The organism is Marmoricola sp. Leaf446 (assembly GCF_001424755.1).
Taxonomy (GTDB): Bacteria; Actinomycetota; Actinomycetes; order Propionibacteriales; family Nocardioidaceae; genus Marmoricola.
This window is the reverse complement of sequence record NZ_LMRF01000001.1, coordinates 128749-144275: the sequence shown is the minus strand read 5'-3', so window position 1 is coordinate 144275 and position 15527 is coordinate 128749. Positions and strand designations below refer to the sequence as shown.

Annotated in this window: 14 protein-coding genes; 7 read left to right on the top strand and 7 right to left on the bottom strand. The window is 74.4% G+C overall.

Annotated elements, in window-relative coordinates; all coding sequences use genetic code 11:
* The first annotated feature begins 277 nt into the window (after positions 1 to 277).
* Together ASG49_RS00585 and ASG49_RS00580 are read left to right on the top strand one after the other, a co-directional pair.
* Positions 278 to 751, top strand: coding sequence for a MaoC/PaaZ C-terminal domain-containing protein (locus ASG49_RS00585; protein WP_056535719.1), 474 nt, complete (start codon positions 278 to 280; stop codon positions 749 to 751).
* Positions 752 to 777: 26 nt separating this feature from the next.
* Positions 778 to 1200, top strand: a complete 423-nt coding sequence (locus ASG49_RS00580) for a nitroreductase/quinone reductase family protein (RefSeq protein ID WP_056535716.1) — start codon at positions 778 to 780, stop codon at positions 1198 to 1200.
* 4 nt (positions 1201 to 1204) lie between these two features.
* On the opposite strand, the gene ASG49_RS00575 is transcribed toward ASG49_RS00580, so the two are convergent.
* Positions 1205 to 1933: a DedA family protein gene (locus ASG49_RS00575; protein ID WP_056535714.1), complete on the bottom strand. Its 729-nt coding sequence runs from the start codon at positions 1931 to 1933 to the stop codon at positions 1205 to 1207.
* A gap of 93 nt (positions 1934 to 2026) precedes the next feature.
* Between ASG49_RS00575 and ASG49_RS00570 the strand changes: the two genes are divergently transcribed.
* Complete coding sequence (locus ASG49_RS00570) at positions 2027 to 4249, top strand: CocE/NonD family hydrolase (RefSeq protein WP_082533681.1); 2223 nt, start codon at positions 2027 to 2029, stop codon at positions 4247 to 4249.
* Positions 4250 to 4278: 29 nt separating this feature from the next.
* On the opposite strand, the gene ASG49_RS00565 is transcribed toward ASG49_RS00570, so the two are convergent.
* Together ASG49_RS00565 and ASG49_RS00560 are read right to left on the bottom strand one after the other, a co-directional pair.
* The gene (locus tag ASG49_RS00565) at positions 4279 to 5640 is read right to left on the bottom strand and encodes an aspartate aminotransferase family protein (RefSeq protein ID WP_056535712.1); all 1362 of its coding nucleotides are present in this window, start codon (positions 5638 to 5640) and stop codon (positions 4279 to 4281) included.
* Positions 5633 to 7153: a CoA-acylating methylmalonate-semialdehyde dehydrogenase gene (locus ASG49_RS00560; protein WP_082533680.1), complete on the bottom strand. Its 1521-nt coding sequence runs from the start codon at positions 7151 to 7153 to the stop codon at positions 5633 to 5635. The genes ASG49_RS00565 and ASG49_RS00560 overlap by 8 nt, the downstream gene beginning before the upstream one ends.
* Positions 7154 to 7287: 134 nt before the next feature.
* Between ASG49_RS00560 and ASG49_RS00555 the strand changes: the two genes are divergently transcribed.
* Positions 7288 to 8667 carry a flavin monoamine oxidase family protein gene (locus ASG49_RS00555; protein WP_056535709.1) on the top strand — a complete coding sequence of 460 codons (1380 nt, stop codon included), beginning with the start codon at positions 7288 to 7290 and terminating at the stop codon, positions 8665 to 8667.
* Between the two features lie 145 nt (positions 8668 to 8812).
* Here ASG49_RS00555 and ASG49_RS00550 read toward each other — a convergent pair whose 3' ends face one another.
* Positions 8813 to 9562 carry a sulfite exporter TauE/SafE family protein gene (locus ASG49_RS00550; RefSeq protein ID WP_056535706.1) on the bottom strand — a complete coding sequence of 250 codons (750 nt, stop codon included), beginning with the start codon at positions 9560 to 9562 and terminating at the stop codon, positions 8813 to 8815.
* A 109-nt stretch (positions 9563 to 9671) separates the two neighbouring features.
* Here ASG49_RS00550 and ASG49_RS00545 point away from each other — a divergent pair, with 109 nt between their 5' ends.
* Entirely contained in the window at positions 9672 to 10370 is a 699-nt protein-coding gene (locus tag ASG49_RS00545; protein WP_056535703.1) for a GntR family transcriptional regulator, read from the top strand.
* Positions 10367 to 11527, top strand: coding sequence for an MFS transporter (locus tag ASG49_RS00540; RefSeq protein WP_056535701.1), 1161 nt, complete (start codon positions 10367 to 10369; stop codon positions 11525 to 11527). The genes ASG49_RS00545 and ASG49_RS00540 overlap by 4 nt, the downstream gene beginning before the upstream one ends.
* Positions 11528 to 11587: 60 nt before the next feature.
* Here ASG49_RS00540 and ASG49_RS00535 read toward each other — a convergent pair whose 3' ends face one another.
* Positions 11588 to 11971, bottom strand: coding sequence for an HNH endonuclease (locus tag ASG49_RS00535; protein WP_056535699.1), 384 nt, complete (start codon positions 11969 to 11971; stop codon positions 11588 to 11590).
* Positions 11972 to 12043: 72 nt separating this feature from the next.
* On the opposite strand from ASG49_RS00535, the gene ASG49_RS00530 reads away from it, so the two are divergent.
* Positions 12044 to 13249, top strand: a complete 1206-nt coding sequence (locus ASG49_RS00530) for a PQQ-dependent sugar dehydrogenase (RefSeq protein ID WP_235561843.1) — start codon at positions 12044 to 12046, stop codon at positions 13247 to 13249.
* A gap of 12 nt (positions 13250 to 13261) precedes the next feature.
* On the opposite strand, the gene ASG49_RS00525 is transcribed toward ASG49_RS00530, so the two are convergent.
* On the bottom strand, positions 13262 to 14020 hold the full coding sequence (locus ASG49_RS00525; protein WP_056535697.1) for a hypothetical protein: 759 nt from the start codon (positions 14018 to 14020) through the stop codon (positions 13262 to 13264).
* 66 nt (positions 14021 to 14086) lie between these two features.
* The gene (locus ASG49_RS00520; RefSeq protein ID WP_056535694.1) at positions 14087 to 15526 is read right to left on the bottom strand and encodes a right-handed parallel beta-helix repeat-containing protein; all 1440 of its coding nucleotides are present in this window, start codon (positions 15524 to 15526) and stop codon (positions 14087 to 14089) included.
* Position 15527 lies beyond the last annotated feature (1 nt).

Sequence of the window (15527 nt, the reverse complement as noted above, 5' to 3'; positions counted from 1 at the left end):
GTCATGTGGAACGAGGGATCTCGCGGGTCTCGTGACGGGACTTCGTCCCTCCTCGACCACCCGGCGTCCCGACGCCCGAACCACCCCACGACCCGACCACCGACCACCGACCACCGACCACCGACCACCCGACCACCGACCACCCGAGAGGGCCGCAGGGTCTCGTGACGGGACTTGGTCCCTCCTCGACCACCCGACGGCTCGACGCCCCGACCAACCGGCCGCCCGACCAGCCGACGGCCCTCCCCTGCGGCGTCCTTCCTGGTAGACAGCCGGGGTGGACGACGCACCCCTGCTGTACGCCGAGGACCTGCCGGTCGGCTCGACGGTGGAGCTCGGCTCCCACGAGGTGACGCTCGCGGAGATGCTGGAGTTCGCGCGCCAGTGGGACCCGCAGGGCTTCCACACCGACCCCGACGCCGCGGCCGCCGGGCACTTCGGCGAGGTGATCGCGAGCGGGATCCACACGCTCGGGATCTACCAGCGGCTCTCGGTCGCCGGGGCGATCGGCGGGTGGGCGGTGGTCGCGGGTCGGCAGATCCGAGAGTTGCGCTTCCCCGCGCCGGTGGTGGCCGGGGACGTGCTGCACGCGTCGCTGCTGGTGGAGAGCGTGACGCCCGGCCGGGCCGACGCGTCCGGGCGGGCGCCCCGCGCGCTCGCGGTCGTGCACGCCCGGGTCCGGCGCGACGACGGGACGACGGTGCTGAGCGCTACCTTCGAGACCTACGTCCGCACCCGGCCCGTCACCTAGGCCGCGGCCCCACCAGGAGGAACCCCGTGTCGGAGCACCAGGACTGGAACGCCCGGGTTGTCGCGGAGTTCCGCGACAACGGCGGCACCGTGACCGAGGCAGCTCCGTTCGGCCGCTCGCTCGTGCTGCTCCACCACGTCGGCGCGCGCAGCGGCACCGAGCGGGTCAGCCCGCTCGCCCACGTGCGCGACGGCGACGACACCTGGCTCGTGGCGGCGTCCAAGGCCGGGGCCCCGGACAACCCCGACTGGTTCCACAACCTCCGGGCCCACCCCGAGGTCGCGATCGAGACGCCGGACGACGGCACGGTGGAGGTCCGCGCGGAGGAGCTCGCCGGCGACGATCGCGACCGGGCGTGGGAGCGGTTCAAGGAGATGAGCGACGGCTTCCGCGGCTACGAGGCCAAGACGTCCCGCACCATCCCCGTGGTCGCGCTGCGGCGACGCTGAGCGCTCAGGCGGTGCGCCGGCGTCGCACGACGTGGGCCAGGAGCAGCACCGCGACGAGGACCAGCGTGATCACGAGGGCGTACTCCCGCACCACGTCGAGCAGGTCCACCGCCCGCCGCCCCAGGGTGAAGCCGAGCGTGACGACGAGGACCGACGACGCCAGCCGCCCGAGCACGTCGAGCGCGAGGAAGACCCGCAGCCGCATGCCGGCAGTGCCGGCCGCGGCGTACACCAGCGGGCTGGGCACCGGCAGGAACGGTGCGAGCACGACGCCCCCCGGCCCGAACCGGTACGCCGCACGCTCGGCCTTCTCGACGCGGCGCTCCGCCTGGGCGGGATCGCCCCGACCGCCCCGACCGCGACTGGCCAGCAGCCGCAGCGCCCGGTCGCCCCACCTGCGGCCGGCGAGCCAGTAGAGCCAGTCCGTGAGGACCCACACCGGCAGCCCGGCGAGCACGGCGACGGGCCACGCGACCGCGCCGATGCGCACCTGTGCCCCCAGCGCCACCTCGGCCACCGTCGATCCGCTGAGCAGCGTGAGCAGCAGCGGGTGGGTGCCGATGAGCAGCGGGATGAGCGGCAACATCGCCAGGCCCCAGAGCGCCCGCAGCCCGATGCCCGCCCCCAGCAGCAGGTCGACGCGCCGACCCTCGGGGCGACCGTGACCCTCGGGCGCGCGGTCGGGGGACGGCGTGCCCGGTCGGCCTGCTCGCTCCGCCACCACGTCGCCCATGGTGGCCGACGCCTGGGCACGACCCCGCCCGAGCGCGACGTGACCCCGGCGCGGAGCCGTCGTTGTGCACTCGGTCACTCGAAGGGAACCTCCATGCACCGTGCTCGCCGCACCGCCGTCCTCGCCCTCACCACGCTGGTCGTGGGCCTCACCGGAGGTCTCGTGCAGCCCGCGTCCGCTGCGGAGGACCTCGACCAGGAGTTCTCGGTCACGACCCTGCACTTCGCCGTGCAGGTCGGCCCGGAGGACGAGGACTGCGACGTCGTCGGTGACCTCTACGTGCCCGAGACGGCGTCCGCGGACGACCGGCGGCCGGCGATCCTCACCACCAACGGCTTCGGAGGCAGCAAGGACGACCAGGCCGGGCTGGCCACGCTGTTCGCCAAGCGCGGCTACGTCGTGCTCAGCTACTCCGGCCTCGGCTTCGGGGGCTCCGGCTGCGAGATCACGCTGGACGACCCCGACCACGACGGCAGGGCCGCCGCCCAGCTCATCGACTTCCTCGGTGGCGCCGACGGGATCGCCTTCACGGGCGAGGAGCACACCGAGGCCCAGGCGGTCGAGCCCCTCGCCGTGGTGAGGCTCGACGGCGACCCGTCCCGGCAGGACCCCCGGGTGGGCATGGTGGGCGGCTCCTACGGCGGCCAGGTGCAGTACGCCGCCGCCTCGGTCACCCCGAAGCTCGACACCATCGTCCCGCTGATCACCTGGAACGACCTCAGCTACTCGCTGGGACCCAACAACACCGACCAGACCACGCTGCCCGGGCAGGAGCGGGCCGGCGTCAGCACCGCCACCCCCGGCTCGGTGAAGACCAACTGGGCGCTCGGCTTCTCCGCCATCGGCCTGACCGGTGACGTGCAGAACCAGCAGGACCCCATCCCCAGGAACTGCCCCAACTTCGCCGACTTCGTCTGCCCGGCGCTGGTCACCGGTGCGACGACCGGAGCCCTCGACGACGCCAGCGTCCGGGCGCTGCGACGCGCCTCGGTGGCGAGCTACCAGGACCAGGTGAAGGTCCCGACACTGATCCTGCAGGGCCAGGCCGACACGCTGTTCAACCTCAACGAGGCGGTGGCGACCTACCAGGCGCTGAAGGAGCAGGGCACGCCGGTGAAGATGAGCTGGGTGCAGTACGGCCACTCCGGCGACCCCGCCCCCGGCGAGATCGACTTCGAGGCCCCGAGCTACGGCGACCAGAACATCACGCGGCGCATCGTCGACTGGTTCGACCACTACCTCAAGGACTCGAGCGTCTCGACCGGTCCGGAGTTCTCCTACTTCCGCGACTGGGTCGACTACGACCCCGCTGACAGCGCCGAGGGCGCCTACCGCAGCGCGCCGTCCTACCCGGTCGGCTCCACCTCGACCTACCACCTGTCCAGCACGCCGACCAGCTCGCTGACCGGCGGCTCGCTGGTGACCGACCGCGGCGACGTCACCGCGGGCCGCGAGGACTTCGTCGCCCCGGGCGGTCCGCTCTCGGCCGCCGAGCAGCTCGACGTCGTCAGCTCGCTCTTCGAGCAGCCCGAGGAGCTCGAGCCGCGGGCGGAGGAGCCGGGCACCTCGGCGCGCTACGACACCGCCCCGCTCAGCCGCGCGGTCGACGTCGTCGGCTCGCCGCAGGCCCGGCTGCAGGTGCAGGCGCCCGGCGGCGAGGGCACGCCCGACGCCGCCAAGCTCGTGCTGTTCCTCAAGGTCGCCGACGTCGCGCCGGACGGCACCGCACGGGTGGTCCGCAACCTGGCGGCGCCGGTGCGCGTGCCCGACGTCGCGGAGCCCTTCACGGTGACCATGCCCGCCTTCGTCCACCGGTTCGAGAAGGGCCACAGGATCCGGCTGCTCGTCGCCGGCGCGTCGCCCAACTACCGCGGCAACACCGCCCCGGTCGGGGTCGGCGTCGTCACCGCCGCGGGCGCGGACTCCACCGAGCCGCTGCCCCCGCAGAGCCTGACCCTGCCGACGACCTCCGGTGGCGTCCCGGCCTCCGGCGCACCCACCACCGGCGCACCCGGCACCGGCATCCCCGGCGGCACCCCCGGCGGCACCCCCGGCGGCACCCCCGGCGGCGGGGACGGCGGCGGGAACGGCCCGGTCACGGGCTCCGGCAACGGCACCGGCTCAGGCACCGGGTCCGGCACCGGCAGCACCGGCGGGGCGCAGGCCGCGCCGGCCACGAGCACCGCCACGACGGCGACCACCACGTCGGCGCTGCCCGACACCGGCGGCCCGCGCTGGGACCTGCTGGCCGGCGGCCTCGCGCTGCTGCTGCTCGGAGCCGGCCAGGTGCTGCTCGGCCGTCGCACCGCCCGCTAGCACCGCCGGGCCGGCCGGGCGGCCGCCGCTCAGGCGGTGGCCGCCACCTCGCCGAGCGCCTCGCCCAGGATGCCGATGGCCTCGCGCACCTCGTCGGCCGAGGTGGTCAGCGGCGGCACCAGGTGGATCCGGTTGCCGGCCGCGAGCGGCAGCAGCCCCCGGCGCTTGCAGGCGGCCACGACCGAGGTCAGCTGCGGGCTGGTCCCGACGTACGGCGCCAGCGGCTCCCGGGTGGCCCGATCGGCCACGAGCTCGACGGCCCAGAACGCGCCGGTGCCCCGCACCTCGCCGATCCACGCATGCTCCGCGCGCAGCGCCTCCAGCCCGGGGGCGAAGACCTCCTCGCCCAGGGCGGCGGCGTGCTCGACGACGCGGTCGTCCTCCATGGTGCGGATCGTGGCGACGGCCGCGGCGCACGCCAGCGGGTGCCCGGAGTAGGTCAGGCCGCCCGGGTAGGGGCGCTCGTCGAAGGTCGCGGCGACCTCGGCGCTGATCGCGACGCCGCCGAGCGGCACGTAGCCGGAGTTGACCCCCTTGGCGAAGGTCAGCAGGTCGGGCACGACGCCGTCGAGCTCGCAGGCGAACCAACGCCCGGCGCGGCCGAACCCGGCCATCACCTCGTCGAGCACGAGCAGGATGCCGTGGCGGTCGCACAGCGCGCGGACCCCGCTGAGGTAGCCGGGCGGCGGCACCATGATGCCGGCGGTGCCGGGGATGCTCTCGAGCACGATCGCGGCGATGGTGCCGGGACCCTCGAGCGCGATCACCTGGGCGAGGTGCTCCAGCGCCCGCTCGCCCTCCTCCTCCTGCGAGGTGGCGTGGAAGGCGCTGCGGTAGAGGTAGGGCCCGAAGAAGTGGACCGTCCCGGTCGCCGCCTGGTCGTTGGGCCAGCGCCGCGGGTCCCCCGTCAGGTTGATCGCGAGCTGGGTGCCGCCGTGGTAGCTGCGGTAGGTGGAGAGCACCTTGGGCCGACCGGTGTGCAGCCGGGCCATCCGCACCGCGTGCTCGTTGGCGTCCGCGCCGCCGTTGGTGAAGAAGACCTTGTCGAGGCCCTCGGGCGTGTGCGAGGCGACCAGCCGCGCCGCCTCGGAGCGGGCGGCGTTGGCGTGCTGCGGCGCGACCGTGCACAGGTGGGCCGCCTGCTCCTGCACGGCCGAGACGACCCGCGGGTGCTGGTGGCCCAGGTTGGTGAAGACCAGCTGCGAGGTGAAGTCGAGCAGCCGGTGGCCCTCGCCGTCCCAGACGTGGGAGCCCTGCGCCTTGGTGATCACCATCGGCGCGAGGGACGCCTGGGCCGACCAGGAGTGGAAGACGTGGCGGCGGTCGAGCTCGGAGGTCTGCGCGGCGTCGAGGTCGACGAGCTCGCTGCGGGTGGTGGTCGGCTCAGACATTGCGCGGGAACCCCAGCTCGAGGCCGCCCTGCGGCCGGTTGGCGGGGTCGACCCAGCGGGTGGTGACGACCTTGCCGCGGGTGAAGAAGTGGACGCCCTCCGTGCCGTGGGCGTGGGTGTCGCCGAACAGCGAGCGCTTCCACCCCCCGAAGGAGTACGACGCGACCGGCACCGGCACCGGCACGTTGACGCCGATCATCCCGACGTGCACGTCGGCCTCGTAGCGGCGGGCCGCCCCGCCGTCGTTGGTGAACACCGCGGTGCCGTTGCCGTAGGGGTTGGCGTTGACCAGCGCCACCGCCTCTTCGTAGGTCTCCACGCGCACGACACTGAGCACCGGGCCGAAGATCTCCTCGGTGTAGACGCCCATCTCCGGGGTGACGTGGTCGAGCAGCGTCGGGCCGAGCCAGAAGCCGTCCTGCGCGCCGCGCGGCTGCACCTCGCGGCCGTCGACCACCACCTTGGCGCCCTCCTGCTCCCCGGACTCGACGAAGGAGGCGACGCGGTCGCGGTGCTCCCGGGTGACCAGGGGACCCATGTCGGCCTCCTTCTCCTCGCCGGTGTCGCCGCCGTCGCCGATCACCAGGCCGCGGGTGCGGTCGGCGATGCGGGCGACCAGGTCGTCGGCGACCGGCCCGACCGCCACGAGCACGCTGATGGCCATGCACCGCTCCCCCGCGCTGCCGTAGCCGGCGTTGACGGCCGAGTCGGCCGCGAGGTCGAGGTCGGCGTCGGGCAGCACCACCATGTGGTTCTTGGCGCCGCCGAGCGCCTGCACCCGCTTGCCCCGCTGGGTGGCCTCGGCGTAGACGTACTCCGCGATCGGCGTCGAGCCGACGAAGCTGATCGCCTGCACGTCGGGGCTCTGCAGCAGCGCGTCGACGGCGACCTTGTCGCCCTGCAGCACGTTGAAGACGCCGTCGGGCAGGCCGGCCTCCTGCCACAGCCGCGCCAGCCACAGCGCGGCCGACGGGTCCTTCTCGCTGGGCTTGAGGACCACCGCGTTGCCGGCCGCGATCGCGATCGGGAAGAACCACATCGGCACCATGGCCGGGAAGTTGAAGGGCGAGATGATGCCGACCACGCCCAGCGGGTCGCGCTTGGAGTGCACGTCGACCCCGGTCGAGACGCCCTCGGAGTGACCGCCCTTGAGCAGGTGGGAGAGGCCGCAGGCGAACTCCACGACCTCCTGGCCGCGCGCGATCTCCCCGAGCGCGTCGGAGAGCACCTTGCCGTGCTCGGCGGTGATGATCGCGGCGAGCTCCTCGCGCCGGGAGTTGAGCAGCTCGCGGAAGGCGAAGAGGACCTGGGTGCGGCGCGCGAGCGACGTACGCCCCCACTCCGGGGCCGCCGCGCTCGCCGCGGCGATGACGGCGTCGGCGTCCTCGCGGGTGGCCAGCAGCAGCGACCCGGTGACCTCGCCGGTGGCGGGGTTGGTGACGTCGGCGCGGCGGTCGCCGGAGCCGTCGTACGACGCGCCCGACGCCCAATGGGCGATGGTGGCAGTGCTCATGGGTGTTCCTCTCGTGACCTACGGAATTCGTCGCCTGGTGCCGTCCTGGCCTAGCATTCCGCACCATAGCCGCGCGCGCGACACCGATCCGGTGTCGCACGACGTAGGTTCACCATGCCACCGACGGAGGACCGATGACCAGCCACCATCCCCACGGCGACACCGCAGCCACGCCCCTGGACCGCGACGTCGTCGTGGTCGGCGCCGGGCCCGCGGGCCTGATGGCGGCCCGCACGCTCGCCGCGGCGGGGCGCAGCGTCGTGGTGCTGGAGGCCCGGGACCGCGTCGGCGGACGCACCTGGAGCGACGTGGTCGACGGGGCGTTCCTCGAGATCGGCGGCCAGTGGGTCTCCCCGGACCAGACCGAGCTGCTGGGCCTGGTCGACGAGCTCGGCCTGAGCACCTTCCCCCGCTACCGCGAGGGCCGCTCGGTCTACCGCACCCCCGAGGGCGAGGTCGTGCAGTACGACGGCCTCGAGCTGCCCGTCGGCGAGCAGACCGCCGCCGAGATGCGTCGCCTGACCGCCCTGCTGGACGACCTCGCCGCGGAGATCGGCTGCCGGGAGCCGTGGGCCCACCCGCGCGCCGCCGAGCTCGACCGGATCTCCTTCCACCACTGGCTGCGCGAGGCCTCCACCGACGAGCAGGCCTGCGACAACATCGGGCTCTTCATCGCCGGCGGCATGCTGACCAAGCCGGCCCACGCGTTCTCGGCGCTGCAGGCCGTGCTGATGGCGGCCTCGGCGGGGTCGTTCAGCAACCTGCTCGACGACGCGTTCATCCTCGACCGCCGCGTGGTCGGCGGCATGCAGTCGGTCTCCGAGTCGATGGCCGACCGGCTCGACGTACGCCTCGCGACGCCGGTGCGCACCATCCGCACCTCCGACGACGGCGTGGTCGTGGAGTCCGACCGCGTCACGGTCACGGCCCGCCACGTCGTCGTCGCCGTGCCGCCCAACCTCTACAGCCGGATCAGCTACGACCCGCCGCTGCCGCGGCGCCAGCACCAGATGCACCAGCACCTCTCGCTCGGCCTGGTGATCAAGGTGCACGCCGTCTACGCGACGCCGTTCTGGCGCGACGCCGGCCTCTCGGGCACCTGCTTCGGCGCGACCGCGCTGGTGCAGGAGGTCTACGACAACACCAACCACGGCGACGACCGCGGCACCCTCGTCGGCTTCGTCTCCGACGAGAAGGCCGACCGCCTCCTCGAGCTCGACCCCGACGAGCGCCGGGCGGAGGTGCTGGCCTCGATCGCCGACTACCTGGGCCCGCAGGCGCTGGAGCCGCTCGTCTACCACGAGTCGGACTGGGCCAGCGAGGAGTGGACCCGCGGGGCGTACGCCGCGAGCTTCGACCTCGGCGGCCTCTCGCGCTACGGCAAGGACCAGACCGCGCCGGTCGGCCGGATCCACTGGGCCAGCTCCGACACCGCCGCCGAGGGCTACCAGCACGTCGACGGCGCCCTGCGCCGCGGCCGGGCCGTCGCCGAGGCCATCGCCGCCACCGCCTGACCCGTCGGCGCGGCTCGGCGCCGTGGTGGCGCGTCATACGACCGGGTCGCCCCCACGACCACGTCGCATGACGGACGCAGGTGCGTCATACGACCGGCTCGCCCCGGCGACCACCTCGTATGACGCGTCGGCCGCTGAGCCGCGCTCAGCCCAGCTGCAGCCGGACCGCGAGTCCGAACCCGGCGAGGGCGATGCCCCAGCGCAGCGGCCGCTCGGGCAGCAGCCGCACCACCTGCGGCCCCAGCCAGCCGCCGACGACGGCCCCGCCGGCCAGGGGCACGACGGCCGCCCAGTCGACCGGCGCGAGCACGACGTAGGCGATCGCCGCGACCAGGTTGGCGGTGCTGGTGGCGACGTTCTTGACCGCGTTGGTGACCGCCAGCGGCTCGGTGGTCCGCAGCGCCAGGACGGCGAGCATGATCACCCCGGCGGCGGCCCCGAAGTAGCCGCCGTACACCCCGACCGCGCCGACCACGAGGTGACCGCGCCAGGCCCGGGGCGGGCCCGCGGTCGCGCGCCGGGTCTCGGACCACCGCCGCAGCCGGTCACGCAGGAGCAGCAGGGCCGACCCGAGCGCGACCAGCCACGGCACCACGGCCTCGAACACCGCGGGATCCGTCAGCAGGAGCAGGGCCGCGCCGAGGCCGCCGCCGCAGAGCAGCATCAGCACCCGCAGGCGTCGCCACTGGCCCACCAGCTCGCGCCGGGAGCCGATGGTCGTGCCGAGCGCGTTGCCCGTCAGCGCCACGGTGTTGGTCACGTTGGCGACCAGAGGCGGAAGTCCGGCCGCGAGCAGCGCCGGATAGCTGATCAGCGACGCGAGGCCGGCGACGGAGCCGGTGAGCCCGGCCCCCACCCCGGCGGCGACGAGCAGCAGGACCTCGGTGGGGCTCACCCGGGGACGGGCACGACGTCGACCGGGGCGCCCTCGAACCGGAACCCCCAGGCCTGACCGACCCTTCGTATACAAGTACGGATGTCCACGATCCCGTAGTCTGCTCGACATGACCCAGGTGCGACAGCCGGGCGGGGCGCGCGCGTCGGGCGCTCACCTCGTCTACGTCGAGCTCAAGCGGCGCATCCTTGACCTCGAGCTGGCGCCCGGCGAGCGGCTCCACGAGCCGGCGCTCACCGCCGAGCTCGGGGTCAGCCGTACGCCGCTGCGCGAGGCGGTGCGCCGGCTGATCGCCGAGAACCTGCTCGAGCAGCAGCCGACGGGCGCCGTCCTCGTCCCCCGCCTCGACGCCCGCGACGTCGTCGAGCTCTACGAGGTGCGCGCCTCGCTCGAGGGCCTGATGGCCGGCACGGCGGCGAGGCGGGCGACGGGGGCCGACCACGACGCGCTGCACGGGCTGCTCGCCCGCAACGAGGCCCTCGTGCACTTCCGCGACGACGCCATGGCCGCCGGCACGGCGATCCACGACCGCATCGGGGAGATCGCCGACAACGCCTGGGCCCGGCACCTCCATCGGCAGGTGACCGACCAGATGAGGCGCTACAAGCTCACCACCAACTCCAGCGAGGAGCGTCGCGCCGCCGCCCTGAGCGAGCACCACGACATCTGCGCGGCGATCATCGCGGGTGACGACGTCGCCGCCGCCGACCTCGCCTCGCGCCACGTCCTCGGTGCCCGCGACGTCGCCGTCCGGGCCCTCGGGGAGCCGGGGCCGGACGCAGCCGCACCCGGCGCCGACGCACCGTGAGGCGCCCACCCCTCAGCCAGGCCAGCTTCTACGGGGCGACCCTGCTGGTCCAGGTCGTCACGTTCATCCTGCGTCCGACCGCGATCTACCGCGCCATCGAGCTGGACGCACCCGCGCAGTTCCTCGGGGCGATCGGCGCGAGCTTCGCCGTGGTGCCGCTGCTCCTCGCGGTCGGCATCGGCACCCTGACCGACCGGTTGGGCGAGAAGACGCTGATGATCACCGGCGGCGTCGTCCTCCTCGGCAGCACGGCCTGCTTCGCCCTCCTGGGCAGCAGCATCCCCGGCCTGCTGCTCGCCACGGTCACCCTCGGCGTGGGACACCTGTGCTCGGTGGTGGGGCAGCAGGCCTACGTCGCCAACGTCACCGACAGCTCGCGCTACGACACCGCGTTCGGCCACTACACGTTCGCGGCCTCGGCGGGCCAGGCCGCGGGACCGGGCTTCATCGCCCTGTTCGGCGGGAGGTCGGCGATTCCCGACACCGGAGCCATCTTCGTGGCCTCCGCCGCCGTGGCGGCCACGCTGCTCGTCGTCACGCTCGCGCTGCCGCGCACGACCGGCGCGCCGGGCCGGACCGGCGACCAGGGGTCGCTCCGCACCCTGGTCAGGCGCCCCGGCCTGCTCCGCGCGCTCACGGTAAGCTCGGTGGTCCTGGCGGCCGTCGACATCTCGCTGGTCTACCTGCCCGCCCTGGGCGCCGAGCGCGACGTCTCGGCCGCCACCATCGGGGCGCTGCTGTCGGTGCGCGCGGTGTTCTCGATGGCGTCGAGGCTGTTCCTCGGGCAGCTGGCGGCGCTCCTGGGCCGAGGCCGGCTGCTGGTCGGGAGCGTGGCCGGCGCCGCCGTCGGCATGGCGCTGCTGCCGGCGCCCCTGCCCACCTGGTCGCTGTTCGTCGTCGTCGCCGTCATGGGCTTCGGCCTCGGGGTGGGACAGCCCATGACGATGTCCTGGCTGGCGGACGCCACCCCGCCCGGGCTGCGCGGGCGGGCGATGTCGCTGCGGCTCACCGGCAACCGGCTGGGCCAGGTCGTCGTGCCGACCGCGGCCGGCGCCTTCGCCGCCAGCGCGGGCGCCGGGGCCGTGCTGTGGGCGACCGCCGCCGCCCTCGGCGCCGTGGCCCTCGCAGCGCGGAAGATCCGGGCCGCCGGGACCTGAGCGGACCGGTCCGTCCCGGGCCGGAGCGGAGCTGACCCGTGCGGCGCACGAGCCGCCGCCTCAGGTCTGGTGGCGGCGCAGCCGTCGCAGCTCGCGGTCCAGGTAGGGCCGGGCCCGGCGTTGCCCGCCGCGTCGCCCGATCGCCTCCTGCAGCGCGACCAGCGAGCGCAGCAACCGGTCGCGGTCGGGCTCCCACCCGCGCCGGGTGCACTCCTCCCACCAGGCCACCGGCGCCTGGTGACCCCGCTGCCCGTTACACCGGCGGCAGGCCAGCAGCTCGTTCTCCAGCCACGACGGGCCGCCCTTGACCCGGGGGACGACGTGCTCGGTCGTGGGCTGCACCAGCGACCCGAACGGCCGGCCGCACCACACGCACGTCGCCCCGTCCCGCTCCAGGAGCAGCGCGCGACGGCGCGTCCGGTCGGGGGCTGACGGGGGTCGCATCGTGGTCCCGACGCTACCCAGGGCCCGGATGCCCTCCGGGATCGTCCTTGCCCGCCGGGGGACGATCGGGGCGTGACCCGTCACCGCACCCGACCCGCCCTGCTCGCCAGCCTGGCCGCGAGCGCGGCGCTCGTCGCCGGCTGCTCCCCGGGCTCGGGCTCGGGCTCGGGCGACGCCCTCGACGGCGGCCGCACCGCGGCCGGCGCGCAGGGCGACGCCTCCGCGTCCGAGGAGGACCGCCCGTTCGAGGTCGAGGAGGTCGACCGGTTCGACCAGCCGTGGGCGATGACGTTCCTGCCCGGCTCGGGCGACCTGCTGGTCACCGAGCGCGACGGCGTGCTGCACCTGCGCGACCAGGACACCGGCGAGCGGGTCGAGGTCGCCGGCGTGCCCGAGGTCGTCGACGCCGGTCAGGGCGGGCTGGGCGACGTCGTCACCGGCCCGTCGTACGCCGAGGACGGGACCGTCTACCTCAGCTGGGTCGAGGCCGGGGACGCCGGCACGTCGGGCGCCGTGGTGGGTCGCGCGCGCCTCGTCACCGACGGCGAGCCGCGGCTGGACGGCCTCGAGGTGATCTGGCGGCAGTCCCCCACGATCGACGGCGACGGGCACTTCTCGCACCGGATCGCGGTGGACCCCGACGGCCGTCACCTCGTCGTCAGCTCGGGCGACCGGCAGCAGTTCGACCCGGCCCAGGACACCAGCAACAACCTCGGCAGCATCGTGCGGCTGACCCTCGACGGCGACCCCGCCCCGGGCAACCCGCTCGCGGACCAGGACGGCCGGTCGGCCGACATCTGGAGCTGGGGACACCGCAATCCCCTCGGCCTGGAGTTCGCCCCCGACGGGACGCTGTGGTCCTCGGAGATGGGGCCCCGGGGCGGCGACGAGCTCAACCGCATCGAGGAGGGCGGCAACTACGGCTGGCCCGAGGCCTCCGACGGCAGCAACTACGACGGCAGCGACATCCCCGACCACGCCGACGGCGACGGCTTCGTCGCCCCCGTCGCGTGGTGGGACCCGAGCATCTCCCCCGGCAGCCTGATGGTCTACGACGGCGAGCAGTTCCCCGACTGGCAGGGCGACGCCTTCCTCGGCGCCCTGTCCGGCCAGGCCCTGGTGCGCGTCGACCTCGACGGCCGGCGAGCGGGCGCCATCGAGGCCTGGGACATGGGCGAGCGCATCCGCGCCGTCGAGCAGGGCCCGGACGGGTCGGTCTGGCTGCTCGAGGACGCCGGCGCCGGGCGGTTGCTCCGGCTCACCCCGACCGAGGGGTGAGCCGCCGGGCCCTCAGCTGGCGCGGATCCTGGCCTGCTGTGACGTGGAGAGCGCGAAGCCCTGGGAGGCGGGAGTGCGGGCGACGAAGTAGTAGGAGCCGCTCCGCGGTGCGTACAGCCGGACCCGGTAACGGCCGTAGCCGTCGGTCAGGGGCCGGGCGTAGACCTTCCACGCACAGGTCGGGCAGGTCTTGCGGAGCACGTCGACCCGCTGGCGGGCGTAGAGCGGGCGCGCCTCTCCGGACATGAAGATCCTGGAGGGTCGCGGCTGGGTCAGCCGGATCGGCATCTGGCGGTGCACCCGGACCAGCACGGGGACCGCGGCACCGTCGTCGGAGACCGACGAGCCGATCGCCTGGGAGTCCGCGGACCCGGCGTACCGCACCCGGAAGCTGGACGTGCGGGAGGCCACCCGGTCGAAGGTGTACACGATGTGCTTCTCGCCGTTGGCCATGGTGGTCTCGGTCGTCGTCGCCGTGGCCACGGCGGTCCACGCGGCGCCCGAGGTCGGCTGCTGCTCCAGGGTCACCTGCTGGTTGGGCAGCGGCGCCGGGGACTCCCCGAGCAGCAGGAAGACCTGCCCCACGATCTTGAAGCGCTGGCCGTGGACGGGATCGGAGCTCGTGGTGTAGGCGGTCGTGGCCGAGGCGAAGATCGGGTCGGCCGCAGCCGGTGCGCTCGCGGCCGGCACGAGCGGGGCAGCGAGCGCGAGGGCGAGTGCGAGGAAACGCAGCGTCGAGCGCACGAACAGGTGGTCGAGACGGTTCCTCACCGGCCGAGGGTAACGGAGAACCGTCCTCGTGACGCCGGATCGAGGAGAACTGTCCACCGATCGCGGCTAACGACTCCGCTGGTCCTGCAGCGCGCAGTCGTTGCGGCCGAGGACGGGCGCCGCCGACCCGTCGAGGACCAGGCCGAACCTCGCTCCGGAGCAGGTGTTGCCCGAGGCCGTGCCGCCCGACCGACCCGTGAACACGACCCCGGCGGACCCGTTGCCCCGCAGGTCGTTCCCACGCAGGTCGGGCGTGGCCCGGGCGGCCACGTCGACCAGGATCCCCGCCTGCTCGTGCCCGGTGACGGTGTTGGCGGTCACCTGGGGCGAGGCCGCTCCGTACACGGCGACCCCGATGCCCCCGTTGCCCCGGACCGTGTTGCGCGCCAGCCGGGGGCGGGAGGCGCCCTGGACGACGAGCCCTGCCTGCTTGTTGGCCTCGATGCGGTTGTCGTCCACGACCGGCGCACCGCGATCGCCGACCGTCACCCCGGCGCCGTTCCCCACCAGGACGCTGTCGCGGAGCCGGCCTGAGGACTTCCCGACGTAGCAGACGCCGCAGACGTCGTTGCCGCGGAAGCTGCTGCCCCTGACCTCGGGCCTGCCACTGGCCACGAGCAGCCCACCCACGGCGTTGCGGGTCGCGCTCGAGCCGCGCATGCTCAGCCGCTCTCCCCCGGCGAGCACGATCCCGCTGCCGCCGGAGAGGACAGCCTCCGCGCCGGGTTCGGCACGGTCGTCGCGGGTCGCGCCCGCGACCTGCACGTCGCGGAGCGTCGCGGTCCCGGCTCGGAGGAGGAGGACCGAGGCACTGCCTCCGCCGCGGTGCTCCACCCGGACCCCGGACATCCGGAGCGTGACCTGCGAGGCCAGCACCAGGCCGGCTCCCTGGGCGCGGGAGGTGACCAGGGTGCGGCCACGACCCGCACCCTGGATCGTGATGTCCTGGACGAGGGCCACGGTGCCGTCCAGCGCGAAACGTCCCTCGGGGAGCACCACGGTCGACCCGGTCGGCATCCGGGAGAGGACGGTCGCGAGGTCCTCGTCCGGTGTCAGCTCGTAGCGCGCCCCCGCGTCGGGCCCCGTCACCACGTCGAGGACGTTGGCCGCGAGCGCTGCTCGCACCGCGTCCGCCAGCGGACCGGTCGCACCCTTCGCCTGGCGCCACTCGTCGATCGCCGTCCGCGCCGCGGCCTCCCGGCAGTCCGACCGGGCCAGCTGCTGGTCGAAGCCCGCTGCCTCCGTGCGCAGCTGCGGCATGGACGGCATCGGGGGGATCGTGGCGTCGCTGGTCGCGGTCAGCCCGTCGAACTGCTGGGTGAAGGCGTCGAGCGCGGTCACGAGCCGCACCACGAGGCTCCTGCACGTCGATCTCCGCGCGTCCTCGGACCGCGCTCGCTCGTCCTGGTCGCGGTCCAGCGTGTTGATCACCAGGAGCGCCCCGGGGACCACCATCGCGAACAGCAGCAGTGCGGTGACGTACTTGGCCCACCGCCGCGACAACACC